This window comes from Candidatus Desulfofervidus auxilii, assembly GCA_030262725.1.
Lineage (GTDB): Bacteria > Desulfobacterota > Desulfofervidia > Desulfofervidales > Desulfofervidaceae > JAJSZS01.
This window is the reverse complement of sequence record JAJSZS010000003.1, coordinates 72,126-95,721: the sequence shown is the minus strand read 5'-3', so window position 1 is coordinate 95,721 and position 23,596 is coordinate 72,126. Positions and strand designations below refer to the sequence as shown.

Below are 23,596 nucleotides of genomic sequence, written 5' to 3'. Positions count from 1 at the left end.
TTTTATATTAAAATATTTACAAAATAAGTCAAAGGGATTATAAATTTTTTGATTATGAAAGTGAAGTTTTTTCTATTAGACACAGATTATATTACTGTAAAGGATACAGCAAGGATAAGGCTTTGGGGGAAGACAGAGGAAGGTAAAAATGCAGTTGTTTTTGCTCAAAGTGATCCTTATTTTTATGTTTTACCAAGTGATGTTAAAAAAGCAAAAGATGAGATAGAAAAAATTTTAAAAGGAAAAAAAGCAAAGATTAAAAATATTGAGGAAGTAAAGAAAAAATTAAATGGTGAATTTAAGAAATTTTTAAAGATTATCTGTTTTAGACCTCAAGATACTCAAAAGATTAGAGATTTTATTAAGGTATTAGAAGCAAAAAGGGGAGGAAGTGGCTCTGTTATTGAAGAGTATGAATATGCAATAAATTTTTATCGTAGATTCTTAATATCTAATCGAATTGATGGAAATTGCTGGCTTGAGATAGAGGGGGAGAAGATAAATACAAATTATAATGTAGATTTAGCTTTAAATGCAAAAAAAATAAATATTTTAGAGGACATTTTTATCCCTCAACTTAATATTTTGGCCTTTGATATTGAAACTGTTGAAATTGCAGGAAAAAAGAAAATAGTGATGGCTTCATTTTATGGAAAAGATTTTAAAAAGGTTTTGACTGATCAAAGGGCTGATTATCCAAAATGGGTTTATTTGGTTAAAGATGAAAAGGAACTTTTACAAGAAATAGTAAAAACTTTTAATACATATAATCCAGATATTATTGTGACATATTATGGTGATTCCTTTGATTTTCAAGTTTTAAATGAAAGATGTCAAATTAATAAAGTAAAATTAGTTATTTCAAGAGATAAAACAGAAACTAAATTTACTAGAAGGGCTAGGATTAGTTCAGCTAGATTAAATGGTATAGTTCATATTGATATCTTTAATTTCATCAACAATATTTTATCACCAGGTCTCCAAACAGAAGTTTTAACACTTGATGCAGTTTCAAGTGAAATTTTGGGAGATAAAAAAATTGAAATTGATTATCAAGAAATGTTAGAGGCTTGGCATAAAGGGAAAAATTTAACTAAATTAGCAGAATATTGTCTCAAAGATTCAGAACTTACATATAGATTGGCTGAAATTCTTTTACCTCAGGCATTTGAAATTTCAAGAATAGTGGGTCAAATTATCTTTGATATTTCAAGGATGACTTATGGACAACTTGTAGAATGGTATTTATCTCGAAAGGCTGATGAAAAAAATGAGATTATACCAAATCAACCAAAGTTTGAAGAAATTTTGAAAAGAAAGCGTGTAAGTTATGTAGGTGGTTTTGTTAAAGAACCTATTCCTGGGATTCATGAAAATATATCTGTTTTAGATTTTAGATCACTTTATCCAAGTTTGATTGTGAGTTTTAATATTTCTCCTGAAACTTTTAATTGTGAGTGTTGTAAAGAAGATGGTCATAAAGTGCCAGAATTAAATTATTGGTTCTGTAACAAAAAAGAAGGTTTTGTTCCAAGTGTAGTAAAGGAATTGATTAAGAAAAGAATTGAATTGAAAAAGAAATTGAAAGAAATGGACAAATCTTCTTTAGAATATAGAGTTTTTGACAATAGACAATATGCTTTAAAAATCATTGCTAATGCTACTTATGGATATTTTGGTTTTGCGGGTTCAAAATGGTATTCAAAAGAATGTGCTGAGAGTTGTACAGCTTTTGGCAGATATTGGATAAAGCAGGCTATTAAAGAGGCAGAAAATAAAGGATTTACAGTAATTTACGCAGATACTGACTCTTTATTTTTAAAGACAAAAAATGGTGATATAGAGAAAGTTACTGAAAGTTTTTTAGATTATATCAATAAAAAATTTCCAGGTATTTTGGAGCTTGATCTTCAAGGCTATTATGAAAGAGGTATTTTTATTCCAAAAGGGGCAGCACCAGGAACAGCTAAAAAAAGGTATGCTTTAGTTGATAAAAAAGGAGAGCTTTTAATTAGAGGACTTGAGACAGTAAGAAGGGATTGGTGCAATTTGGCAAAGGAAGTACAAAGAAAAGTGCTTGAGTTTGTTTTAAAGGAAAAAGATGTGGAGAAGGCAAAAGATTATGTTAAAGAGATAGTGGCAAAGGTAAAGGGGAAAGAAATTTTATTAAGAGATTTAATTATTTATGAAGAATTAACTAAACCACTTGAAAGTTATAAGCAAATTGGGCCACATGTAATGGCAGCAAGAAAGATAAAGGAAAGAGGCGGAGAAGTAGGAGAGGGAATGCTTATAATGTTTGTCATTACAAAAGGAGCTGGTTCTATTTCAGAAAGAGCAGAACCAGTAGAGTTTGCATCTTTAGAACAAATAGATAGCGATTATTATATATATCATCAAATAATACCTGCTGCTTTAAGAGTACTTCAAGTTTTAGGGGTAAGAGAAACAGATTTTAATATATATGGAGAAGGTAAAATCATTTGAAGGCTATTTTCAATTAGATGATTGGTTTAAAGAACCTGTTTTATGTGTATTTTATTTATATCTTCTTTTTAATTTTTTCTTTGCTCTATTTGAAATAAGTCAAAATACCCTTCTAGGACAATATTATTTATACATGAATTTTCGAGGTTATTTATTTAAATTTATTTTACGAAGCCATTGGTTTAAATGGTCATTAATTATTATTAGTATGTTGTTAATCTTAGAATCCTTCTTTAAGGAGAAATTATATTATTTCCTTCCACATAAATGGAAAGTTAATATTCTTGTCAATTGGTTTAAATGGGTAATTCCATTTTTATTTGTTATTCAAATTTATTTCACCCTTAAAGTTTACGGAAGTATCTATAATCATCATGTACCCTTATGGAAATGGGAAAAAGGTTTTTGGATTTTAGTACATCCTATTTTTTCCTCTTTACCAACTTGGTTATATCGCTTTTTAGATATTGTTTATGTTCCTGGTTGGGCATTTGCCCATTGGCTTTTCCTTTTAGGACTAATTTCCTCGAATGAAACTTTTAAAAAAAGACTATTTGGTGTGTATGGTCTTAGCCTTATGTTAGGAAGTATATTACATTATCTTTTCCCAGCTATTTCTCCAATTTATGTTGATAAAAATTATTTTAATTATTTGCCTTCAGGACTTATAAGTTGGCATTATCATAACTATTGTCTTGAACAACAAACATTATTTCTTAAAGAAGGTATAGAGGCATTTAATCTACTTAAAGGTAAAGCTATTATACCTATTGCTGCATTTCCTAGCTTCCATGTAGGTTATGCTTTACAAATATTTTTATTAGCCCGAGACTTTTGCAAAAAATGGGTTGTTATAATTTCCTTTTTGTTTCTTTGGCTTATTATAATAGGTAGTTTGATTTTGGGTTATCACTATTTAATTGATGATATTGCTGGTGCTCTTATTGTTTATTTGATGTACAGCTTAGTAAAAAATTAAATTTGGCTTAACAATTCTTTAACTTTCTCACTTACTACTTTTCCATCTGCACGTCCAGCAAGACGTCTCATAGCTACCTTCATAACCTTTCCCATATCCTGAGGCCCAGTAGCACCTACTTCGGCAATAATAGATTTGAGTGTCTCTAAAAGTTCTTCTTTAGAAATTGGCGGTGGCATAAATTGTTTAAGTACTTCTATTTCTTTTTCTTCTTTTTCAACTAAGTCAGGGCGATCACCTTTTTTATATAAGGCAATCGCCTCTTCCCTTTGTTTAATTTGTTTGGCAACAAGTTGAATGATTTCACTATCTTCAAGTTTACGTCGTAGCTCTATCTCTCTATTTTTAATAACAGTGCGTAAGCTACGTAAAGCATTTAAAGCTATTGTGTTCTTTGCTTTCATAGCTTCTTTAAGATGTGCATCAATGTCTTCATAAAGTGGCATTTTTAGACCTCTAATCTTTTTGTAAAAGCCCTAGGCGCTTTAAGCGCTTCATCAATCTTTTACGAGCAGCCATTGCTTTCTTTTTCCTACGCACACTAGGTTTTTCATAAAACTGCCTTTTTTTTAATTCTGAAAGAATGCCTTCCTTTTCTACTTCCTTCTTGAAGCGCTTAAGAGCTAACTCAAAGGGCTCATCTGGCTCTACCCTCACACCTGCCATCTAACTTCCCTCCTCTCTCATTCAAATTTTCTAAAGGCATTATAGTTTCTGCCTCCTTATAAGTCAAGGAATTACTGGATATAAGATATTTTTAAAAGTTTCACTTAGTTTCTGCTTTTTTAACTAATTCTATAAGAGCAGTAGGAGCTCCATCACCTCGTCTTATACCAAGTTTTATAATACGTGTATATCCTCCATTAACTTCTCTATATCTTGTTGCTATTTCATCAAATAATCTTTTTACTATTTTTTTATCTCTTACTACTTCTAATACCTGACGCCTGGCATGAAGATCTCCTCTTTTTGCCAGAGTAATCATTTTTTCTGCCAATTTTCTTAATTCCTTAGCTTTAGCTTCTGTTGTCTCAATCCTTTCATGTTGAAACAAAGAGGTAACCATATTTCTTAACATAGCCCAGCGATGGCTAGCTACGCGGCTTAATTTTCTTCCTACTTTCCTATGCCTCATGATGTTCTCCTTTTATTTTTTCAAGCATTTGTGGATCAGGAAAATTTTCTAACTTCATTCCTAAAGTTAAACCCATTTGTTGAAGAAGTGTTTTTATTTCATTTAGTGATTTACGACCAAAATTCTTTGTCTTCAACAATTCATCTTCTGTTTTCTGGACTAATTCTCCTATTAATTTAATATTGGCATTTTTTAAACAATTTAATGCCCTTACAGAAAGATCAAGCTCATCAATCGTGCGATAGAGTATTTCTGGATGAGTTTCCTCTTCTTTTGTTTCTGGTTCAGGAGGTGGAATATGTGCTTCTTTTTCTTCAGGCAATAAGAATATTTCCAGTTGCTCTCTTAATATTCTAGCTGCTTGTGAAACAGCCTCTTCTGGAGTAACAGTTCCATCTGTCCATACTTCCAAAATTAATTTATCATAATCAGTCATCCGTCCTACACGAGCACTACGAACAGTAAAGTTTACCTTTTTTATAGGAGAAAAAATTGCATCAATTGGAATAGTTCCTATTGGTTGTCCTTCTTCTTTATTTCTTTCTGCAGGTACATAACCTTTACCTAATTTTACTACCATTTCCATAGAAAGTTTTGTTTCTGAAGTAAGAGTAGCAATATGTTGTTCAGGGTTAATGACTTCTACTGTGCCATCTGTGATAATATCCTTTGCCTTTACTTCTCCTATACCTTCTTTTTCAATCCGGATGATACGAGGTGGTGTATCATGAAGTTTTAATCTTACTTGTTTTAAATTTAAAATAATCTCTGTAACATCTTCTAACACGCCAGGAATTGTTGAGAATTCATGATAAATTCCTTCTATTCTTACTGAAGTAATAGCAGCACCTTGAATAGAAGAAAGTAAAACCCTTCTCAATGCATTACCTAAAGTAATGCCATATCCCTTCTCTAAAGGTTCATAGGCAAATTTGCCATAATAAGGGGAATAAGTTTTTTCATCTTTTTCTACTTTATTAGGTTTAATCAAACCTATCCACCCAGTTTTTTCCATGGTACACCCTCTTTTAAATTTATTTAGAATAGAATTCTATAATGAGTTGTTCTTGAACAGGAATAGCAATTTCATCACGAGTAGGTAAAGCTTTAACCCTACCTTCTAAACGTTCTTTATCCACTTCTAACCAAGAAGGAACACCTCTCCTTGCAACAGCTTCTAATGCTTCTTTAATAAAAGGAATATCTTTGCTTTTTTCACGAATTTTTATAATGTCTCCTACTTCCACTAAATAAGAAGGAATGTCTACCTTTTCATCATTGACTAAGACATGACCATGTCTTACAAGTTGTCTTGCCTGGCGTCTTGAGTTAGCAAATCCCATGCGATAAACAACATTATCTAATCTTCTTTCTAATAACATTAATAGATTTTCACCTGTAACACCTTTAAGTCTAACAGCTTCCTCAAAATAACGATGAAATTGTTTTTCAAGAACTCCATAAATTCTCTTCAATTTTTGCTTTTCTCTTAAAAGTATACCATAATCTGTCTTTTTTATCCTCATTTGTCCATGCTGTCCTGGTGGATATGGACGTCTTTCTAAAGCACACTTATCTGTATAACATCTTTCACCTTTAAGAAATAATTTTACTCCCTCCCGACGACATAAACGACAAACAGGCCCTGTGTATCTAGCCAAAGCTAACCTCCTATTAAATTAATTAAACCCTTCTTCTTTTTGGTGGACGACACCCATTATGAGGAATGGGTGTTACATCCTTAATTAAGGTTATTTTTAGACCTGCTGCTTGAATGGCTCTGATAGCAGGTTCTCTTCCAGCTCCAGGCCCTTTAACATAAACTTCTACTCTTTTCATACCATGTTCTATTGCCTTTTTAGCTGCATCTTCAGCTGCTACTTGAGCAGCAAAAGGTGTTCCTTTTCTTGAACCTTTAAACCCTTTTACTCCAGCACTTGACCAGACAATAGTATTTCCTTGTTTATCAGTAATAGTGACAATAGTATTATTAAAGGTAGCTTGAATATGAGCAATTCCTTCTTCAACAATCTTTTTTTCTTTTTTCCTTGCTCTAACCCTTTTTCTTGCCATTTATTGACTCCTTACGATTTTTCTTTCCTCTTTCTCTTACCTAAAACAGAACCACGTGGTCCCTTTCTTGTTCGCGCATTTGAACGGGTGCGTTGTCCACGAACAGGAAGCCCTCTAACATGTCTCATTCCTCGATAACATCCTATATCTATTAACCTTTTAATATTTGCTGCTATTTCTCTTTTTAAATCACCTTCAACTTTATATTCTTTATCAATAATTTCTCTAATTTTAGTCAATTCTTCATCAGTAAGCTCTTCTACTTTTTTATCAAAATCCACCCCTGCTTTTTGTAATATTTTTTGAGAAGAACTGCGCCCGATTCCAAAGATATAAGTTAAAGCAATTTCAATCCTTTTCCCTTTAGGCATTTCCACTCCAGCAATCCTTGCCACTATCTGCCTCCTTATCCCTGTCTTTGTTTATGTTTTGGATTTTCACAAATTATTCTAATTATCCCTTTTCTTTTAATAACCTTACACTTTTTACACATTTTTTTTACCGAGGACCTTACCTTCATCTTTTATATCCTTTTGGCGCAATTTTTGCTATTTAATCCTATAAACTATTCTGCCTCGCGTCAAGTCATAGGGAGAAAGTTCTACTTTTACTCTATCACCAGGCAGAATTTTAATAAAATGCACACGCAACTTTCCTGCCACATGTGCCAATACTTTATGACCATTATCTAGCTCTACCCTAAACATTGCGTTGGGTAGGGCTTCTATAACTTTTCCTTCTACTTCAATTGGTTCTTCTTTTGGCATATTTACTTATATTTTAGATAAAATTTCTGGTCCATTTTTTGTAATAGCTACAGTATGTTCAAAATGGGCAGACAATTTACGATCTTTAGTTACTGCTGTCCAACCATCTGGCAAAATTTCAACTTCATATGTACCTTCATTTACCATAGGTTCAATTGCTAAAACCATCCCTACCTTTAATTTTGCCCCCTTTCCAGGTTTACCAAAATTTGGCACTTGAGGGTCTTCATGTAATGAACGACCAATCCCATGACCAACAAATTGTCTAACAACAGAATAACCATGTGATTCTACATAAGTTTGAATAGCTGCTGAAATGTCCAAAACCCGCCGCCCTTCTCTTGCTTGTTCAATTCCTTTATAAAGGGCATTTTCTGTGACTTCTAATAAGCGTTTTGCATTAGCAGAAATTTTTCCCACAGGTACAGTAATGGCTGCATCCCCATAATAGCCATCGTAAAATACACCAAAATCTAAACTAACAATATCTCCTTCTTGTAAATAACGTTTTTTTGACGGTAAACCATGTACAACTTCTTCATTAATAGAAACACAAAGGCTATAAGGGTAATTGCGATAACCTTTAAAAGCAGGTCGTGCTCCTTTTTTTATACAGAGTTCTTCTGCCAATTCATTTAATTCCATTGTTGTAATTCCTGGTTTTACTGCTTCTTTTAAAATAGCCAAAATTTCAGCTACAATTGCATTACTTCGTCGCATTTTCTCAATTTCCCAAGGAGCTTTCAAAATGATCATTAGCTTTCTAATAACTTTAATATACGTTCAAAAATCTCCTGAATACTTCCAGTGCCATCAATACGGCGTAAAAGCCCTTTCTTTTCATAGAAGTCAATTAATGGTTTAGTTTGATTATTATATACCTCTAAACGTGATTTTACTGTTTCTTCATTATCATCTGCTCGCTGATAAAGCTCACCACCACACTTATCACAAACTCCTTCCTGTTTAGGTGGATTAAAAATTATATGATACATAGCCCCACATTTTTTACAAGTCCTTCTACCAGTAAGACGTTTGATTAAATCTTCTTCTGGTACTTCAATACTGATAACATGATCTAATTTTTTCCCAAGTTTTTCTAATACTTTTTCTAATGCTTCAGCTTGGGCTACAGTGCGAGGGAAACCATCCAAAATAAATCCTTTTTCACAATCTGGCTCTTTTAATCTTTCTTCAATTAATCCAATAACAACTTCATCTGGCACAAGTTGTCCTTTTTTCATATATTCTTCAGCCTTTTTCCCCAACTCAGTACCTGCTGCTACTGCTGCTCTAAGCATATCACCTGTAGAGATTTGGGGGATACTGTATTTTTCAATTAACATTTTTGCCTGTGTCCCTTTACCTGCCCCTGGTGCTCCTAAAAAGATCAAATTCATCTTTACCTCCTTTTTTTTAATTTAATATCTAACCCCTTTAAATTTGCTTTTCTTTAAAAATCCTTCATAATATCTAGCAATTAAATGAGTTTCAATTTGAGCAATTGTCTCAATTCCTACTCCAATAACAATTAATAAGGCTGTTCCTCCAAAATAAAATGGTACATGAAATTTTTTAATCAAAATAGTAGGTAAAACACATACCAATGATACATAAAGAGCACCAACAAATGTTAAGCGGGTAAGGACTTTGTCAATATAATCTGCTGTTCTTTTACCAGGTCTTATTCCTGGAATATAACCTCCATATTTTCGCATATTATCAGCAACATCTTCAGGATTAAAAATGATAGCTGTATAAAAATAACAAAAGAAAATAATTAAAATTACATAAAGAATAAGATAAAGAGGAGTACCCCAACCAAATAAGTGACTTACTTTTTCTATGACAGGTATTTTTAAAAACTGAGCAATTGTTGCAGGAAACATAAGTATAGAAGAAGCAAAAATAGGAGGTATTACACCTGATGTATTAAGTCTCAATGGTAAATGAGTACTTTGACCACCATAAATACGTCTTCCTACCACTCGTCTGGCATATTGAATAGGAATTCGACGTTGTGCTCTTTCCATAAAGACAATAAAAGCTACTGTAGCTATCATAAGAAAAATAAGAAATATAAATTGAAAAACACTCATTTCACCTGTACGTAATAATCTAAAAGTATTTATTGTTGCTGGTGGCATATCTGCTACAATACCTGCAAAAATAATAAGAGAAATTCCATTCCCTATACCTTTTTCTGTAATTTGTTCTCCTAACCACATCAAAAAAACTGTTCCTGAAGCAAGTGTTATCATAGTAAGCAATCTAAATCCCCAACCTGGATGAGGTACTACTGGTACATCGCCAATTACCATATTTTCTAATCCCATTGAAATTAAAAAACCTTGAAATAGGCTTAAACCAACTGTAGCATAACGTGTATATTGTATGATTTTTCGTCTTCCTAATTCACCTTCTTTTTTTAAATTTTCTAAATAAGGAACTACAGCAGTTAATAATTCAAAAATAATGGCAGCACTTATATATGGCATAATACCAAGTGCAAAGATAGAGAGACGCCTTAGTGCACCACCTGAAAACATATCTATCATGCCAAAGAGAGTTCCTCGTGTTTTCATAAAAAAAGCTGTAAGTGCTGCTGTATCTACACCTGGGGTAGGAATATGAACACCTAGACGATAAACTGCTAACATTAAAATAGTAAAACCAATCCGTCTCTTTAATTCTGGAATTTTAGGAATATTTTGAAAACCTTGAATCACCTAAATTACCTCTATCTTTCCTCCTGCAGCTTCTATTTTTTCCCTTGCCTGTTTGCTTATTTTATGTACTTTTATTATTAAAGGAAAATTAATCTCACCATCTCCTAAGATTTTTACTTTTAACTTTTTCTTTTTCACCAAACCTACTTCTAAAAGCCTTTCAGGTGTAACTTCCTCATTTTCTTTAAATTTTTTAACAAGATCCCTGATATTTACAATTTCATATTCTTCTTTAAAAATGTTTTTGAATCCACGTTTAGGTAAGCGTCTATAAAGTGGCATCTGTCCACCTTCAAAATATGGTGGTACATTGCCACTCCTTGCCTTTTGTCCTTTTTGTCCACGACCAGAGGTATTACCATGACCAGAGCTATCTCCACGCCCTAATCTTTTTTTCTTTTTTATAGCACCCTGAGGTGGCTTTAATTGACTTAAAGAAATCATTATTTCCCCCTATTCAATTACCTGAACAAGATGAGATACCTTTCTAATCATCCCTCTTATTTGAGGTTTATCAGGTAATTCAACTACTTTATTTAATTTAGTTAAGCGTAAACTTTTAAGGGTTGCCTTTTGTTTTTTAGACCATCCATTTTTACTTTTTATCAACTTTACTTTAATAGTTCCCATCATGCAGCCTCTTTGATTCCCTTTCTTTTAGCTACCTCTTCTGGACTTTTCATTTCTTGAAAAGCCTTTATTACTGCCTTAACTACATTATGTGGATTTCTTGAACCTATACACTTTGTTAACACATCTTTTACACCAACTGCTTCCATAATTGCTCTTACAGCCCCACCTGCCTTTATACCTGTACCTTTTGAAGCTGGTTTTAATACTACCTTTGCTGCTCCAAATTTAGCTAAAGCTTCATGAGGAATGGTTGAACCTCTAAGTGGTACTTTTATCATACTCTTTTTTGCCTTTTCTAAAGCCTTTCTAATTGCATCTGGCACTTCCTGTGCTTTTCCTAATCCATATCCTACCATTCCAGCACCATCTCCTACTACAACCAACGCACTAAATTTAAAACGTTTTCCACCTTTCACAACTTTGGTTACTCGTCTAATACTGACAACTTTATCTATTAATTCAGTTTTAACATCTTTTTCTTCCTCTAAAACCATTTTCCCTCCTTTAAAAATCTAATCCACCTTCCCTTGCACCTTCTGCTACAGCCTTAACTCGTCCGTGATAAAGAAAGCCATTACGGTCAAAAACTACTTTTTTTATCCCTTTTTCTAATGCTCTTTTTGCAATTAATTTTCCAACAACTTCTGCCTTTGCAATTTTTCCTTTTAATTCTTTTACTTTATCCCTTATTTCAGGATCAAGGGTAGAAGCAGCAACTAAAGTTATACCTTTAGTATCATCTATTATTTGAGCATACATATGCTTTAAACTTCTATAAACACAAAGTCTAGGTCTTTCTGATGTGCCAAAAATCTTTTTACGTATACGTCGCTTACGCCGCAATCTAGCAAGCCGTTTTTCTTTTGGCGTCATTTATTTTCCTCCTGTCTTCCCTGCCTTCCGTCGCACTTGTTCGTCTATATATCGGATTCCTTTACCTTTATATGGTTCAGGTGGTTTAAAACGGCGAATAATAGCTGCTACTTGTCCTACCTGCTCTTTGTCTATACCTTCTACAATAATTTTATTTCCATCTACTGCAAGCTTTATATCTGATGGAGGTTCATATTCTACAGGATGAGAAAAACCTAAAGATAAAATAAGTTTTTTTCCTTTTAAATCAGCCTTGTATCCTAAGCCTTCAACTACTAATGTTTTTTTAAAACCTTCAGTTACACCCACAACCATATTAGCAATAAGCTGTCTCATTAATCCATGCAGTGCTTTTAGTTTTTTTGTATCATTTTCTCTCATTACTTTTAAAACATTACCTTCTTTTTCCACTTTAATACCAGGCACTATATTTCTTTTAAGCTCTCCTTTTGGCCCCTTTACTTGTATTTCTCCATTATTAATAATTACCTTAACATTTTCAGGAATAACTATTGGTTTTTTCCCTATTCTGGACATACATAACCTCCTACCATATTGAACAGAGCCACTCACCACCAATACCTAATTTTCTTGCTTCTTTATCAGTCATTACACCTTTAGATGTAGAAATAATGGCGATTCCTAATCCATTTAATACATAAGGAAGTTTATCTTTTTTAACATAAATACGTCTTCCAGGTTTACTTACTCGCTTAAGTCCACTAATTACACTTTTTTTATTTTCATCATATTTTAAAGTAATTTTTATAATTCCTTGTTTACCATCCTTAATCAATTTATATTGTTGAATGAAACCTTCTTCTTTAAGAATACGAGCAATATTTAATTTCATCTTTGAAGCTGGAATTTCTACTTCTGTTTTATGAGCCTTTGTAGCATTCCTTATACGAGTTAACATATCAGCAATGGGATCCGTAATACCAGACATGATTCCCCCTCTTTACCAACTTGCTTTCCTTATTCCAGGGATTTCACCCTTTAAAGCTAAATTACGAAAACATATACGACACACACCAAATTTTCTTAAAAAAGCCCTAGCCCGTCCACATAATGGGCATCTATTATATTTTCTTACTTTAAATTTTTGAGGTTTTTGTGCTTTTATCATAAGTGCCTTCCTAGCCATATTTATCTCCTAAAAGGTAGCCCTAATTTTTCTAAAAGAGCTTTTGCTTCTTCATCAGTCTTTGCTGTTGTAACAAAAGTAATATTCATTCCTTTAATTTTATCTATTTTATCATAATCTATTTCAGGAAAAACAATTTGTTCTCGAATACCTAAAGTATAATTACCTCTTCCATCAAAAGATTTGTCTGAAACACCTTTAAAATCCCTTACTCTTGGAAGGGCAAAATGAACCAATTTATCAAAGAAATCATACATTTTTGTTCTGCGCAAAGTCACTTTACATCCAATAGGCATTCCTGCCCGCAATTTAAAAGCAGCAATAGATTTCTTTGCCCTGCAAATAACAGGGCGCTGTCCTGTAATAAGAGCTAATTCTTCCACAGCAGAATCTAAAATTTTTATATTTTGTGTTGCTTCCCCCAAACCCATATTAATAACAATCTTTTCCAATTTAGGTACTTGCATAGGATTTTTATAACCAAATTCCTTGATCAACTGCGGCACTACTTCCTTTTCGTAATATTCCTGCAACCTCGCCTTCATATCTAACCTCAAATTTTATCAATCAATTCTCCACATTTTTTACAATATCTTACTTTCCTTCCATCTTCTAAAATTTTTCTACCCACCCTTGTTGGATTCATACATTTATCACACATAATCATAACATTTGAAACATGAATTGGAGCTTCTTTTTCAATAATCCCCCCTTGACCTGTTGTAGGGCTTGGAGGAGTATGGCGTTTAACAATATTTACTTTTTCTACAATAACTCGTTGTGTTTTTGGAAAAACACGTAATACACGCCCAATTTTACCCTTTTCTTTTCCTGCAATAACCATTACTTTATCATTCTTTTTAACATGTAACTTTATACGTGCCATTACACTACCTCAGGTGCTAAAGAAATAATTTTCATAAAATTTTTTGCCCTTAATTCTCTTGCTACAGGACCAAATATACGTGTACCAATTGGATCTCCAAATTGATTTATTAAAACAACTGCATTATCATCAAAACGCACATATGTGCCATCTGGACGTCCTACTTCTTTTTTTGTTCTAACCACTACGGCTCGTAAAACTGTTCCTTTTTCTACCTTTGAATCAGGTAAAGCATCTTTTACTGAAACAACTATTGTATCACCAACCTCAGCATATTTTTTCCCTGAACCTCCAATAATACCAATACAAGCCACTTTTTTTGCTCCAGAATTATCAGCTACTTCTAGTTTTGTCTGTACCTGAATCATGGCTTGCTCCTATTTCGCTTTTTCTAAAATTTTTAAAACTCTCCAATGCTTATGTCTGCTAATAGGTCTAGATTCAATTATTTGCACTTTGTCTCCTATTTTACATTCATTTCTTTCATCATGAGCCATAAATTTTTTCCGTCGGCGAATATATTTTGCTGTTCTTGGATGTTTTATTAATCTTTCTACCATTACCACTACAGTTTTATCCATTTTATCACTCACAACAATACCTTCAAATGTTTTCTTTATCCCTCTTCCCATAGGTTTTATCTCTCCTGTTCATTCAAAATTGTTAATATCCTTGCAATATCCTTTTTTACTGCTGAAATCCTCTTCACATTCTCTAGTTGACCAGTACTATGTTGAAGACGTAATTTAAAAAGCTCTTCCCTAAGCTCATTTAATTTTATTTGAAGTTCTTCTTTACTAAATTTACGCCATTCACTAGCCCGCATACAATGCACTCCGTACAACAATCTTTGTCGGTATAGGTAATTTATGTGATGCCAAACGTAATGCCTCTATAGCAATATCTTCTGGTACTCCTTTTATTTCATAAAGTATACGACCAGGTTTTATGACTGCTACCCAACCTTCAGGTGAACCTTTACCTGAACCCATTCTTGTTTCTGCTGGTTTTCTAGTAATAGGTTTATCTGGAAATACTCTAATCCAAATTTTTCCTCCTTTTTTTAAATGACGTGTAATAGCTACACGTGCTGCTTCTATTTGTTGTGCAGTTAACCAACAACGTCCTAAAGCCTTAAGTCCAAAGTCACCAAATGCCAAAGTATTACCTCGTGTAGCTATTCCTCTTAATCTGCCTTTTTGTTGCTTTCTATATTTTACTTTTTTTGGTGCTAACATTTTCTTCTCCCATTATGTAGATATAGGTTTTCTCTCAATTATTTCACCCTTAAATATCCAAACTTTTACACCAATCACACCATAAATTGTATAAGCTTCAGCAAATCCATAGTCTATATCTGCTCTTAATGTATGTAAAGGTACTCTACCTTCACGATACCACTCTGTTCTAGCCATTTCTGCACCACCAAGTCGTCCAGAACATTCCACTTTAATACCTTGAGCACCGAATTTTAAACTCGTTGCTACTGCTCTTTTCATTGCACGTCTAAATGCTACACGTCTTTCTAGTTGTAAAGCAATGTTTTCTGCTACTAATTGTGCGTCAAGTTCTGGTCTTTTTACTTCAACAATATCTATTAAACTTTCTCTTTTTATATGTTTCTCTAATTCTCTTCTTAATTTTTCTATCTCTACTCCTTTCTTTCCAATAACAATTCCTGGTCGAGCAGTATGGATCCTTATTCTTACCCTATTAGCTGCACGCTCAATTTCTATTTTTGAAATACCAGCATGATAAAGTTGTTTTTTAATAAAATCTCTAATTTTTTTGTCTTCAACTACAAACTTTGGAAATTCTTTTTCTGCATACCATCTAGAATCCCAAGTTTTTGTGATACCTAATCTAAATCCTATTGGATGTACTTTTTGTCCCAAGGCATTCCTCCTTAAGTCAATTCATCCAGAATTACAGTAATATGGCTAGTTCTTTTTCTAATTAAATAAGCTCGCCCAAATGCTCTTGGTCTAATCCTTTTTAATGTTGGGCCTTCATCAGCATAAATGCGTTTTATGTATAAATTATCTATATCAACATCTGGATTCTGTTCAGCATTAGCTACTGCTGATTTAATTAACTTCATTACTACACGCGATGCCCTTTTTGGTGTAAATTGCAAGATAGCCAAAGCCTCATCTACTTTTTTCCCCCTCACTAAATCTATTACTAATCTTACTTTACGCGGTGCAATCCTTACATATCTTGCAACTGCTTTTGCCTCCATTACTTTTTCCCCTTTACTCTACCTTTTTTATCACCAGCATGGCCATAAAATACACGCGTAGGAGCAAACTCTCCTAATTTATGCCCTACCATATTCTCTGTAACATAAACAGGTATGAATTTTCGTCCATTATGGACAGCAAAAGTAAATCCAACAAATTCGGGAATAATTGTTGAACGTCTAGACCAAGTTTTAATAACCTTTTTTTCTCCACTTTCTTTTAATTTTAACACTTTTTTTAACAACTTTGGGTCAACATATGGCCCTTTTTTCTTTGAGCGTCCCAACTAAATCCTCCTATTTTCTTCTTTTAATAATATATTTATCACTAGGTTTTTTCCCTCTAGTTTTATAACCTTTTGTCGGTTTACCCCATGGTGTACAAGGATGCCTTCCACCAGAAGATCTGCCTTCACCTCCACCTAAAGGATGATCAACAGGATTCATAGCTACTCCTCTTACAGTAGGTCTAATTCCCAACCAACGTGAACGTCCTGCCTTACCAATATTTATATGCATATGATCAAGATTACCAACTTGGCCGATTGTAGCTCGACATTCAAGTCGTATAAGTCTTACTTCACCAGAAGGTAAACGTAAATGGGCATAAGGTTCCTCTTTAGCAAGTATTTGTGCATAAGCACCTGCGCTTCTAGCAATTTGTCCTCCCTTTCCTGGTCTTAATTCTACATTATGGACAATTGTACCTACAGGAATATTTTTTAAAGGTAAACAATTGCCAGGTTTTATATCTACATTTTCTCCTGAAATTACCGTATCACCTACAGATAAACCAACTGGTGCTAAAATATATCTTTTTTCTCCATCTGCATAATGAAGCAAGGCAATTCTTGCTGAACGGTTAGGGTCATATTCTATAGCTGCTACTTTAGCTGGTATACCATCTTTATCCCTTTTAAAATCAATAATGCGATAAAGCCTCTTATGACCACCTCCCTTATGTCTGCATGTAATACGACCGTAGACATTTCGACCAGCATGTCTTTTTAAAGGTACAACTAGACTTTTTTCTGGTTCAGTCTTTGTAATTTCTTCAAATGTCGAATATGTTTGAAAACGCCTTCCAGGAGAAGTAGGTTTACACTTACGAATAGGCATATTTTAAACTCCTTCAAAAAATTCTATTCGATCACCAGGTCGTAAAGTAACAATTGCTTTTTTTATATCTTTTTTCTTTCCCTCCCAACGACCAAGTCTTTTCTTTTTTCCTTTTATTTTAATAGTGTGTACTTTTAATACTTTTACATTAAAAAGTTTTTCAACTGCCTCTTTTATTTCATGTTTATTTGCCCTTGGGTCTACTTCAAACGCCACCTTATTCATTGTTTCTTTCATAGTAGTACTTTTTTCAGTAATTATTGGTCTTTTTATTATTTGATAAATATCCTTCATTTGTTTAACCGCTCCTCAATTTTAGGTATAGCATTTTGCAAAAGTACAAGGTGTTTATAACGTAAAATATCATAAACATTTAACCCTTCTACTGGTAATACTAAAAATGCCTTTACATTACGTGAAGCTAATTTAAGAGCTTCTTCCTTTCCATTAGTAACAATCAGTGCACCGTCAATATTTAAATTACGCATTATTTCTAAAAATTTTTTTGTTTTAATTTCCTCTAAAACAATATTATCTACAACTTTTAAGTAATTGCTTTTAAGTTTTGAAGTAAGTGCAATTTTTAATGCTTGTCTCCTTACTTTTTTAGGTAAACAATAAGAATAATCTCTAGGTTTAGGGCCAAATACTACTCCTCCTCCTACCCAATGAGGTGCACGAATACTGCCTTGTCTTGCTCTGCCAGTACCTTTTTGACGCCAAGGTTTTCTCCCTCCACCTCTTACTTCACCTCTTGTTTTTGTAGAAGCAGTACCAGCTCTACGACATGCAAGCTGCCATTTTACTACTTCATAAATCAAATATGGTTTTATTGGTACATTAAATATATTTTCCGCCAATTCAATTTTTCCTATCTCCTGTCCTTGCTGATTATAAAGAGGTACTTCTGGCATCTTAACTCTTTGCCCCCACTTTCTTAATAATTACTAGACTATTACGACTACCTGGCACAGCTCCTTTTACTAAAAGCAAATTGTGTTCAGGACGAACATCAATAATCTCTAAGTTCTTAATAGTTACACGTACATTTCCCATATGACCAGGCATTCTCTTACCTTTAATAACTCTGCCTGGAAACTCGCAACATCCAATAGATTTTGGACCACGTTGATTTCTGCTACCATGTGTTTCTGGTCCTCTTTTAAAACCATGTCTTTTAATAACACCAGCAAATCCCCTTCCTTTACTAGTTCCAGTAATATTTACTAAATCACCAGGTTGGAATTCTTCCACTGTTACCCTTTGACCTACTTTAATATCACTTACATCTTCTACTCTAATTTCACGTAAATAATAAAAGCAGGGAGTACCTGCTTTAGCAAAATGTCCTAAAAGTGGTTTTGATACTCGCTTTTTTTTCTTTTCTAAAAAACCAAGTTGAACAGCAGTATAACCATCCTTTTCTATTGTTTTCTTTTGAACAACAGTACATGGGCCTGCTTGTAATACTGTTACAGGCACTACTTGACCATCTTTAGTAAAAACACGAGTCATTCCTATCTTTTTTCCTAATATACCACCTATCATTATTTACCTCTTATAATTTGATTTCTACATCTACTCCAGATGCTAATTCTAAATTCATCAAAGCATCAATTGTTTGATGAGTGGGTTCTACAATATCGATTAACCGTTTATGTGTCCTTATTTCAAACTGCTCTCGTGATTTTTTATCTATATGTGGAGATCTCAATACAGTCCAACGACTGATCTTTGTTGGCAAAGGAATAGGACCTACTACTTTAGCCCCAGTTCTCTTTGCTGTTTCTACAATTTGCATAACAGCTTGATCCAATAATCTATGATCAAATGCTTTTAATTTTATACGTATCCTTTGATTTTCAATCATAGTTTAGCTCTACTCCAATATCTTAGTTACTACTCCTGCACCTACGGTACGTCCACCTTCTCTTATAGCAAAGCGCAATCCTTCCTCCATTGCAATTGGTTCAAGTAGGCTTACTTCTAAATTTACATTATCTCCAGGCATTACCATTTCAATACCTTCTGGCAGATTTACTACTCCTGTTACATCTGTTGTACGGAAATAAAATTGTGGTCTATATCCGCTAAAAAATGGTGTATGTCTGCCACCTTCTTCTTTTGTTAGCACATATACTTCTGATTTAAAGCGTATATGTGGTGTAATAGTGCCAGGTGCTGCCAATACCATACCACGTTCTACTTCATCTTTTCCTATTCCACGCAAAAGCACACCTATATTATCACCAGCTCTTCCTTCATCCAATACTTTTCTAAACATTTCAATGCTTGTAGCTACTGTTTTTCGAGTTGGTCCTAATCCTACGATTTCCACTTCATCACCTGGTCTAATTATACCCCTTTCTACTCTACCAGTTACTACAGTTCCTCTGCCGCTTATGCTAAAAACATCTTCTATTGGCATTAAGAATGGTTTATCAAGTGGTCTTACTGGTTGAGGTATAAATTCATCTATTGCATCAAGCAATTCCCATACAGCCCCACACCATTTACACTCTCTTTTACCACATCCACATTCTAAGGACTTTAGGGCACTGCCTTTTATTACTGGCACTTCATCACCAGGGAATCCATATTTAGTGAGTAATTCTCTTGTTTCAAGTTCTACTAATTCTATTAATTCTTCATCTTCCACCATATCTATTTTATTGATGAAGACAACAATGTAGGGTACACCTACTTGTCTTGCTAATAAAATATGTTCACGTGTTTGTGGCATTGGTCCATCATCTGCAGCCACTAAAAGGATTGCACCATCCATTTGAGCTGCGCCTGTAATCATATTTTTGATATAGTCTGCATGGCCTGGGCAATCTATGTGGGCATAATGTCTTTTTTCTGTTTCATATTCCACATGTGCTATAGCGATTGTAATACCTCTTTCTTTTTCTTCAGGTGCTTTATCTATTTCTTCAAATGGGATATATTTTGCCAGGCCTGCTTTTTCTAAAACCAGTGTCATTGCTGCTGTTAAGGTTGTTTTTCCATGATCTATATGCCCAATTGTACCCACATTCACATGTGGCTTTTTCCTTTCAAACTTCTGTTTCGCCATCCCGTTTCCTCCTCAAAATTAAAAAATAAATGGAGCCCACGACCGGACTCGAACCGGTGACCTCTTCCTTACCAAGGAAGTGCTCCACCTCCTGAGCTACGTGGGCATCTATTGGAGCGGGAGACGGGATTCGAACCCGCGACCCTCAGCTTGGAAGGCTGATGCTCTAACCAGCTGAGCTACTCCCGCTCCTGGTGGAGGGGGGAGGATTCGAACCTCCGAAGGCAGAGCCAACGGGTTTACAGCCCGTCCCCTTTGGCCACTCGGGAACCCCTCCATAACTTTCTCTGGAGCTGGCGGAGGGACTTGAACCCACAACCTGCTGATTACAAATCAGCCGCTCTGCCAATTGAGCTACGCCAGCCCTTTTTTATTATTTAACTCATAATTTTTAGAAATGCAATAACCACAAATTTCTATCACATTTATTTTTTTTCGTCAACCATTTATAATAATCCTATGGGGCAGTGTCGACATTGTGGAAAAGAGGCAATAACCATTTCTAATACAATAGGTTATTGTTATGAATGTTTGAGAAAGTATTGGAATGATTTAAAAACAGAAATTTTTAATCTTCATGCTCGTAGTCGTTTACCTTTTGGATTGCCTACCTATGTACCAAAAGAAAAAGGTATAAAGTGTCATCTATGCATTAATGAATGTAAGATAAAATTAGGAGAAGTAGGTTTTTGTGGAATAAGGAAAAATGTGGATAATAAAATTATTGGTGGGACTGTTAAAGGTAATCTTCGATTTTATTATGATCCATTACCTACAAATTGTGTAGCTGATTGGGTATGTCCTGGTGGTACAGGCATAGGTTATCCTAAATATGCTTATACAAATGGGCCTGAATTCGGATATTATAATCTAGCAGTATTTTATCAGGCTTGTAATTTTAACTGTCTTTATTGTCAAAACTGGTCTTATAAAGAAGGATTTAAATATCCACATTGGGTAACAGTAGAAGAATTGGCAGAAGCTGCTTTGAAAAGAAATGTAAGTTGTGTTTGTTATTTTGGTGGTGATCCCACACCACAGATTATTCATGCCCTTGCTGTCTCAAAAACAATTTTAAAACGCAAAAATGCACCTATTTTAAGAATATGCTTTGAGACAAATGGAGCAGTAAATCCTAAAATTTTAAAACAGATGGCGGAAATTTCTTTAAAATCAGGTGGCTGTATTAAATTTGACTTAAAGGCCTGGCATGAAGAAATCCATCTTACGCTTTGTGGTGTATCTAATAAACAAACGCTAGAAAACTTTAAATGGTTAGCAAGCTTAATAAAAAAACGGCCTGAGCCACCATTTCTCATTGCCAGCACATTACTTGTCCCAGGGTATGTGGATGTGGAAGAGGTAAAAGAAATTGCTAGCTTTATTGCCAAGCTTAACCCAGATATTCCTTATTCTTTATTGGCTTTTTATCCTACTTTTGTCTTAAAAGATCTACCTACTACTTCTTATACCCATGCAATGCGATGTTTGGAAGCAGCAAAAGGTGTAGGTATAAAAAGGGTAAAGATTGGGAACAAACATCTATTAGGGAAAGCATATGATTAATTAGACTGCCTCTTAACCGCTTTATCTATATGAGCACTACAATTGGAAACAAAAAATATAAAGGTCTTTCTTCTTCAGAAGCTAAACACCTCAAAGTCCTTGAAGAAGAAAATTTCAAACTTAAAAAGTTCCTTATTCCTTAATCTTTTTTTACTTCCATTTAAAACCTCTTAAACATAAAAATTCTGACCTTAATTCTAAACCTTAGGATCAAAGCATAGCAAGGTTGCCAGCTCCATGTTAGGCAACCATTTTGCCTATCGAGCTTATGTCCATTTAGTTGCATTCAGCGGTAGTTGGGGCAATATCCTGGCTGATTCAGCCGTTCAGCTCACCGAGGCATTAATAGTATAGGTGCCGCCTGTGCCTCGACCGGAGATAATCAACATCAGGCTGTCAGCAGTTCTTAAATTAATTGTCTCGGAGAAACCATAGTTTCCGGTTACCGCAAACGGAAAAACCGCTCTTTTAAACGTGCCATTCTTTTCCCAGATGATATAATATGAGTAGTTACCGCCCGGTACACCCGTTACCGAGACATTAAATGTTTCTCCATCTGTGTCATCTTCAAAGATGAAACGGTAATAGTCTGAGCCAAATTGGGAAACTGCTCCTGCGCTGGAGTAACTATCTCCCATTCCCAGAAAAACCTCTGTAACCGAGAGCTCCGGAACAATGTTGTTGCCATCGGGATCAAGAATCGTCGCGTAGGGTTGACCGCCTGCTGGAGTCTGACGCCATGTCCCAAGCCGCCGCTCACGTGAAAACAGAGCAAAGAAATTGTCAAGCTGACGGTATACGTTGTTTGGTGGCCAGTCCTCCTCAACCACTTCAGACAGTGCGATCCTTTCAGGATGTGGCTCTGCCACATCAATAGCCTCATATTTCTGAAAAAAAGAAACTAACGCATTGTCATCTGGTGTGTCTTGCAGCCTGGTTTCAAGGAATATCCAGAATGGCAGTGCCCTATAACTGGCGGAATACAGGTTAAGGTCCGGGTTAGTGAACAAACCCTCCACTTTGTAGGCTCCTCTGACGCGCTGCCAGATAAAAACCTCAGCCCATGAGGCAGTTCCTTCGGAAAACCATTTATAGCTGCCACTGGGTATATGCTTGGTCCGGTAGCCAAAGGCATACTGAAGCTTGTGGAAGAGTTCATGTGCAGAAACGGGTTGACGAATTCCTGGTTCGTTGACCCAGTAGTGCGAGTTAAAAACAATAGGGCCATCAGGTGGACTGGCTACCCCATAGGTTCCTGACCCGAGGTAGTAGAAGTTTACTTCAATCTTAGCGTTGCCAGCTGGAACATAGGGTGCTTTTCCAAAGACGGTGTTGTATCGCTCCCAGGCAGTCTCAAGATATTCGCCGGTTTCCTCTATGATAGTCTGGTCGGCGATGTTATCAGAAGCGAGTGGGCTCTGGTTTGTCCACCGTAAGATGAAATGGTCTGTCTCAATGCTCTGTTCGAGGTCCGGCGTATCGGCGTCGATGTCAGCCTCAATTATAGCTCTCTGGGTTGCAGTTAGGAACGGGTTGCCCAAGCCAGCAAAAAAACGATAATAGAGACTTTCTCCACACTCCTCAAACAAACCGATGACAACACCGCGGATACGCCCGATAGGTCTCATCGGACGTACTGGTTTACGCCTTCTGACACGAAAGATTAATCGCTCAAGACGACGAAGCTGCCGGAAGGATCGGGGAATGGCTGGGTCTGCTTTGGTCATTTTCAGCCAGGTTTGAATATCCGGGATCCGGATGGACATCTTCATTCCTTTTTTCGCAAGGCGCTCCAATTTGATAATTTTCTCTCCCATAGTTCATACCTCCTTTTTTTCTTATTTTTATTTAAGAATTAGCTAGTGTTTTCTAAAGTAAGCT

At 34.9% G+C, this 23,596-nt stretch carries 38 protein-coding genes and 4 tRNA genes; 3 read left to right on the top strand and 39 right to left on the bottom strand.

Going from position 1 to position 23,596, the window contains the following annotated elements:
* The first annotated feature begins 54 nt into the window (after window positions 1-54).
* A complete protein-coding gene (locus LWW95_02895; GenBank protein ID MDL1955987.1) occupies window positions 55-2,487 on the top strand; it encodes a DNA-directed DNA polymerase in 2,433 nt (810 codons plus the stop codon).
* The gene (locus LWW95_02890) at window positions 2,465-3,466 is read left to right on the top strand and encodes a phosphatase PAP2 family protein (GenBank protein ID MDL1955986.1); all 1,002 of its coding nucleotides are present in this window, start codon (window positions 2,465-2,467) and stop codon (window positions 3,464-3,466) included. The genes LWW95_02895 and LWW95_02890 overlap by 23 nt, the downstream gene beginning before the upstream one ends.
* Here LWW95_02890 and LWW95_02885 read toward each other — a convergent pair.
* The 38 genes from LWW95_02885 to LWW95_02700 all read right to left on the bottom strand — a co-directional run bounded on the left by LWW95_02885 (window position 3,463) and on the right by LWW95_02700 (window position 20,513).
* The gene (locus tag LWW95_02885; GenBank protein MDL1955985.1) at window positions 3,463-3,912 is read right to left on the bottom strand and encodes a GatB/YqeY domain-containing protein; all 450 of its coding nucleotides are present in this window, start codon (window positions 3,910-3,912) and stop codon (window positions 3,463-3,465) included. The genes LWW95_02890 and LWW95_02885 overlap by 4 nt on opposite strands.
* 10 nt (window positions 3,913-3,922) lie before the next feature.
* Window positions 3,923-4,132: a 30S ribosomal protein S21 gene (rpsU, locus tag LWW95_02880; GenBank protein ID MDL1955984.1), complete on the bottom strand. Its 210-nt coding sequence runs from the start codon at window positions 4,130-4,132 to the stop codon at window positions 3,923-3,925.
* Window positions 4,133-4,232: 100 nt separating this feature from the next.
* Window positions 4,233-4,601, bottom strand: a complete 369-nt coding sequence (gene rplQ, locus LWW95_02875; protein ID MDL1955983.1) for a 50S ribosomal protein L17 — start codon at window positions 4,599-4,601, stop codon at window positions 4,233-4,235.
* Window positions 4,591-5,616, bottom strand: a complete 1,026-nt coding sequence (locus LWW95_02870) for a DNA-directed RNA polymerase subunit alpha (protein MDL1955982.1) — start codon at window positions 5,614-5,616, stop codon at window positions 4,591-4,593. The genes rplQ and LWW95_02870 overlap by 11 nt, the downstream gene beginning before the upstream one ends.
* A gap of 19 nt (window positions 5,617-5,635) precedes the next feature.
* Window positions 5,636-6,262, bottom strand: a complete 627-nt coding sequence (rpsD, locus tag LWW95_02865) for a 30S ribosomal protein S4 (protein MDL1955981.1) — start codon at window positions 6,260-6,262, stop codon at window positions 5,636-5,638.
* Between the two features lie 22 nt (window positions 6,263-6,284).
* Window positions 6,285-6,674: a 30S ribosomal protein S11 gene (gene rpsK, locus LWW95_02860; protein ID MDL1955980.1), complete on the bottom strand. Its 390-nt coding sequence runs from the start codon at window positions 6,672-6,674 to the stop codon at window positions 6,285-6,287.
* An 11-nt stretch (window positions 6,675-6,685) separates the two neighbouring features.
* On the bottom strand, window positions 6,686-7,069 hold the full coding sequence (gene rpsM / locus LWW95_02855; GenBank protein ID MDL1955979.1) for a 30S ribosomal protein S13: 384 nt from the start codon (window positions 7,067-7,069) through the stop codon (window positions 6,686-6,688).
* An 11-nt stretch (window positions 7,070-7,080) separates the two neighbouring features.
* A complete protein-coding gene (gene rpmJ / locus LWW95_02850; GenBank protein ID MDL1955978.1) occupies window positions 7,081-7,194 on the bottom strand; it encodes a 50S ribosomal protein L36 in 114 nt (37 codons plus the stop codon).
* Between the two features lie 28 nt (window positions 7,195-7,222).
* Complete coding sequence (infA, locus tag LWW95_02845) at window positions 7,223-7,441, bottom strand: translation initiation factor IF-1 (GenBank protein MDL1955977.1); 219 nt, start codon at window positions 7,439-7,441, stop codon at window positions 7,223-7,225.
* Window positions 7,442-7,447: 6 nt separating this feature from the next.
* Window positions 7,448-8,197 carry a type I methionyl aminopeptidase gene (gene map / locus LWW95_02840; protein MDL1955976.1) on the bottom strand — a complete coding sequence of 250 codons (750 nt, stop codon included), beginning with the start codon at window positions 8,195-8,197 and terminating at the stop codon, window positions 7,448-7,450.
* A complete protein-coding gene (locus LWW95_02835) occupies window positions 8,197-8,841 on the bottom strand; it encodes an adenylate kinase (protein ID MDL1955975.1) in 645 nt (214 codons plus the stop codon). Before LWW95_02835 ends, map begins: the two co-directional genes overlap by 1 nt.
* Window positions 8,842-8,862: 21 nt before the next feature.
* Window positions 8,863-10,170, bottom strand: coding sequence for a preprotein translocase subunit SecY (gene secY, locus LWW95_02830; protein ID MDL1955974.1), 1,308 nt, complete (start codon window positions 10,168-10,170; stop codon window positions 8,863-8,865).
* Entirely contained in the window at window positions 10,171-10,611 is a 441-nt protein-coding gene (gene rplO / locus LWW95_02825; protein ID MDL1955973.1) for a 50S ribosomal protein L15, read from the bottom strand.
* A 12-nt stretch (window positions 10,612-10,623) separates the two neighbouring features.
* Entirely contained in the window at window positions 10,624-10,800 is a 177-nt protein-coding gene (gene rpmD, locus LWW95_02820; protein MDL1955972.1) for a 50S ribosomal protein L30, read from the bottom strand.
* On the bottom strand, window positions 10,800-11,297 hold the full coding sequence (gene rpsE, locus LWW95_02815; GenBank protein MDL1955971.1) for a 30S ribosomal protein S5: 498 nt from the start codon (window positions 11,295-11,297) through the stop codon (window positions 10,800-10,802). The genes rpmD and rpsE overlap by 1 nt, the downstream gene beginning before the upstream one ends.
* Before the next feature lie 10 nt (window positions 11,298-11,307).
* Window positions 11,308-11,676, bottom strand: a complete 369-nt coding sequence (rplR, locus tag LWW95_02810) for a 50S ribosomal protein L18 (protein MDL1955970.1) — start codon at window positions 11,674-11,676, stop codon at window positions 11,308-11,310.
* The gene (gene rplF, locus LWW95_02805; GenBank protein ID MDL1955969.1) at window positions 11,677-12,213 is read right to left on the bottom strand and encodes a 50S ribosomal protein L6; all 537 of its coding nucleotides are present in this window, start codon (window positions 12,211-12,213) and stop codon (window positions 11,677-11,679) included.
* A 10-nt stretch (window positions 12,214-12,223) separates the two neighbouring features.
* Complete coding sequence (gene rpsH / locus LWW95_02800) at window positions 12,224-12,625, bottom strand: 30S ribosomal protein S8 (GenBank protein MDL1955968.1); 402 nt, start codon at window positions 12,623-12,625, stop codon at window positions 12,224-12,226.
* A gap of 12 nt (window positions 12,626-12,637) precedes the next feature.
* Entirely contained in the window at window positions 12,638-12,823 is a 186-nt protein-coding gene (locus LWW95_02795; protein ID MDL1955967.1) for a type Z 30S ribosomal protein S14, read from the bottom strand.
* A 2-nt stretch (window positions 12,824-12,825) separates the two neighbouring features.
* Window positions 12,826-13,368 (bottom strand): 50S ribosomal protein L5, encoded by a 543-nt coding sequence (gene rplE / locus LWW95_02790; GenBank protein MDL1955966.1) that lies wholly within the window; start codon window positions 13,366-13,368, stop codon window positions 12,826-12,828.
* An 8-nt stretch (window positions 13,369-13,376) separates the two neighbouring features.
* A complete protein-coding gene (rplX, locus tag LWW95_02785) occupies window positions 13,377-13,709 on the bottom strand; it encodes a 50S ribosomal protein L24 (GenBank protein ID MDL1955965.1) in 333 nt (110 codons plus the stop codon).
* The gene (gene rplN, locus LWW95_02780; GenBank protein ID MDL1955964.1) at window positions 13,709-14,077 is read right to left on the bottom strand and encodes a 50S ribosomal protein L14; all 369 of its coding nucleotides are present in this window, start codon (window positions 14,075-14,077) and stop codon (window positions 13,709-13,711) included. The genes rplX and rplN overlap by 1 nt, the downstream gene beginning before the upstream one ends.
* 9 nt (window positions 14,078-14,086) lie before the next feature.
* On the bottom strand, window positions 14,087-14,341 hold the full coding sequence (gene rpsQ, locus LWW95_02775) for a 30S ribosomal protein S17 (protein MDL1955963.1): 255 nt from the start codon (window positions 14,339-14,341) through the stop codon (window positions 14,087-14,089).
* Between the two features lie 5 nt (window positions 14,342-14,346).
* Complete coding sequence (rpmC, locus tag LWW95_02770; GenBank protein ID MDL1955962.1) at window positions 14,347-14,535, bottom strand: 50S ribosomal protein L29; 189 nt, start codon at window positions 14,533-14,535, stop codon at window positions 14,347-14,349.
* Entirely contained in the window at window positions 14,525-14,947 is a 423-nt protein-coding gene (gene rplP, locus LWW95_02765; GenBank protein MDL1955961.1) for a 50S ribosomal protein L16, read from the bottom strand. Before rplP ends, rpmC begins: the two co-directional genes overlap by 11 nt.
* A gap of 12 nt (window positions 14,948-14,959) precedes the next feature.
* Entirely contained in the window at window positions 14,960-15,604 is a 645-nt protein-coding gene (gene rpsC, locus LWW95_02760; GenBank protein ID MDL1955960.1) for a 30S ribosomal protein S3, read from the bottom strand.
* An 11-nt stretch (window positions 15,605-15,615) separates the two neighbouring features.
* Window positions 15,616-15,951, bottom strand: coding sequence for a 50S ribosomal protein L22 (gene rplV / locus LWW95_02755; protein ID MDL1955959.1), 336 nt, complete (start codon window positions 15,949-15,951; stop codon window positions 15,616-15,618).
* Window positions 15,951-16,238, bottom strand: coding sequence for a 30S ribosomal protein S19 (gene rpsS, locus LWW95_02750; protein MDL1955958.1), 288 nt, complete (start codon window positions 16,236-16,238; stop codon window positions 15,951-15,953). Before rpsS ends, rplV begins: the two co-directional genes overlap by 1 nt.
* Before the next feature lie 10 nt (window positions 16,239-16,248).
* Window positions 16,249-17,070 (bottom strand): 50S ribosomal protein L2, encoded by an 822-nt coding sequence (gene rplB, locus LWW95_02745; GenBank protein ID MDL1955957.1) that lies wholly within the window; start codon window positions 17,068-17,070, stop codon window positions 16,249-16,251.
* Between the two features lie 3 nt (window positions 17,071-17,073).
* Window positions 17,074-17,364 (bottom strand): 50S ribosomal protein L23, encoded by a 291-nt coding sequence (gene rplW / locus LWW95_02740; protein ID MDL1955956.1) that lies wholly within the window; start codon window positions 17,362-17,364, stop codon window positions 17,074-17,076.
* On the bottom strand, window positions 17,361-17,984 hold the full coding sequence (gene rplD, locus LWW95_02735; protein ID MDL1955955.1) for a 50S ribosomal protein L4: 624 nt from the start codon (window positions 17,982-17,984) through the stop codon (window positions 17,361-17,363). The genes rplW and rplD overlap by 4 nt, the downstream gene beginning before the upstream one ends.
* A gap of 1 nt (window position 17,985) precedes the next feature.
* Entirely contained in the window at window positions 17,986-18,618 is a 633-nt protein-coding gene (gene rplC / locus LWW95_02730) for a 50S ribosomal protein L3 (GenBank protein MDL1955954.1), read from the bottom strand.
* Window positions 18,619-18,628: 10 nt separating this feature from the next.
* Window positions 18,629-18,940 (bottom strand): 30S ribosomal protein S10, encoded by a 312-nt coding sequence (gene rpsJ / locus LWW95_02725; GenBank protein MDL1955953.1) that lies wholly within the window; start codon window positions 18,938-18,940, stop codon window positions 18,629-18,631.
* A gap of 9 nt (window positions 18,941-18,949) precedes the next feature.
* Entirely contained in the window at window positions 18,950-20,149 is a 1,200-nt protein-coding gene (gene tuf / locus LWW95_02720) for an elongation factor Tu (GenBank protein MDL1955952.1), read from the bottom strand.
* A gap of 30 nt (window positions 20,150-20,179) precedes the next feature.
* A tRNA-Thr gene (locus LWW95_02715) sits at window positions 20,180-20,255 on the bottom strand.
* 6 nt (window positions 20,256-20,261) lie between these two features.
* A tRNA-Gly gene (locus LWW95_02710) sits at window positions 20,262-20,338 on the bottom strand.
* Between the two features lie 3 nt (window positions 20,339-20,341).
* Window positions 20,342-20,426: transfer RNA gene (locus LWW95_02705), tRNA-Tyr, on the bottom strand.
* 11 nt (window positions 20,427-20,437) lie between these two features.
* Window positions 20,438-20,513: transfer RNA gene (locus LWW95_02700), tRNA-Thr, on the bottom strand.
* Between the two features lie 95 nt (window positions 20,514-20,608).
* On the opposite strand from LWW95_02700, the gene LWW95_02695 reads away from it, so the two are divergent.
* The gene (locus LWW95_02695; protein MDL1955951.1) at window positions 20,609-21,715 is read left to right on the top strand and encodes a radical SAM protein; all 1,107 of its coding nucleotides are present in this window, start codon (window positions 20,609-20,611) and stop codon (window positions 21,713-21,715) included.
* Between the two features lie 326 nt (window positions 21,716-22,041).
* On the opposite strand, the gene LWW95_02690 is transcribed toward LWW95_02695, so the two are convergent.
* The gene (locus tag LWW95_02690) at window positions 22,042-23,532 is read right to left on the bottom strand and encodes a hypothetical protein (protein ID MDL1955950.1); all 1,491 of its coding nucleotides are present in this window, start codon (window positions 23,530-23,532) and stop codon (window positions 22,042-22,044) included.
* Window positions 23,533-23,596 lie beyond the last annotated feature (64 nt).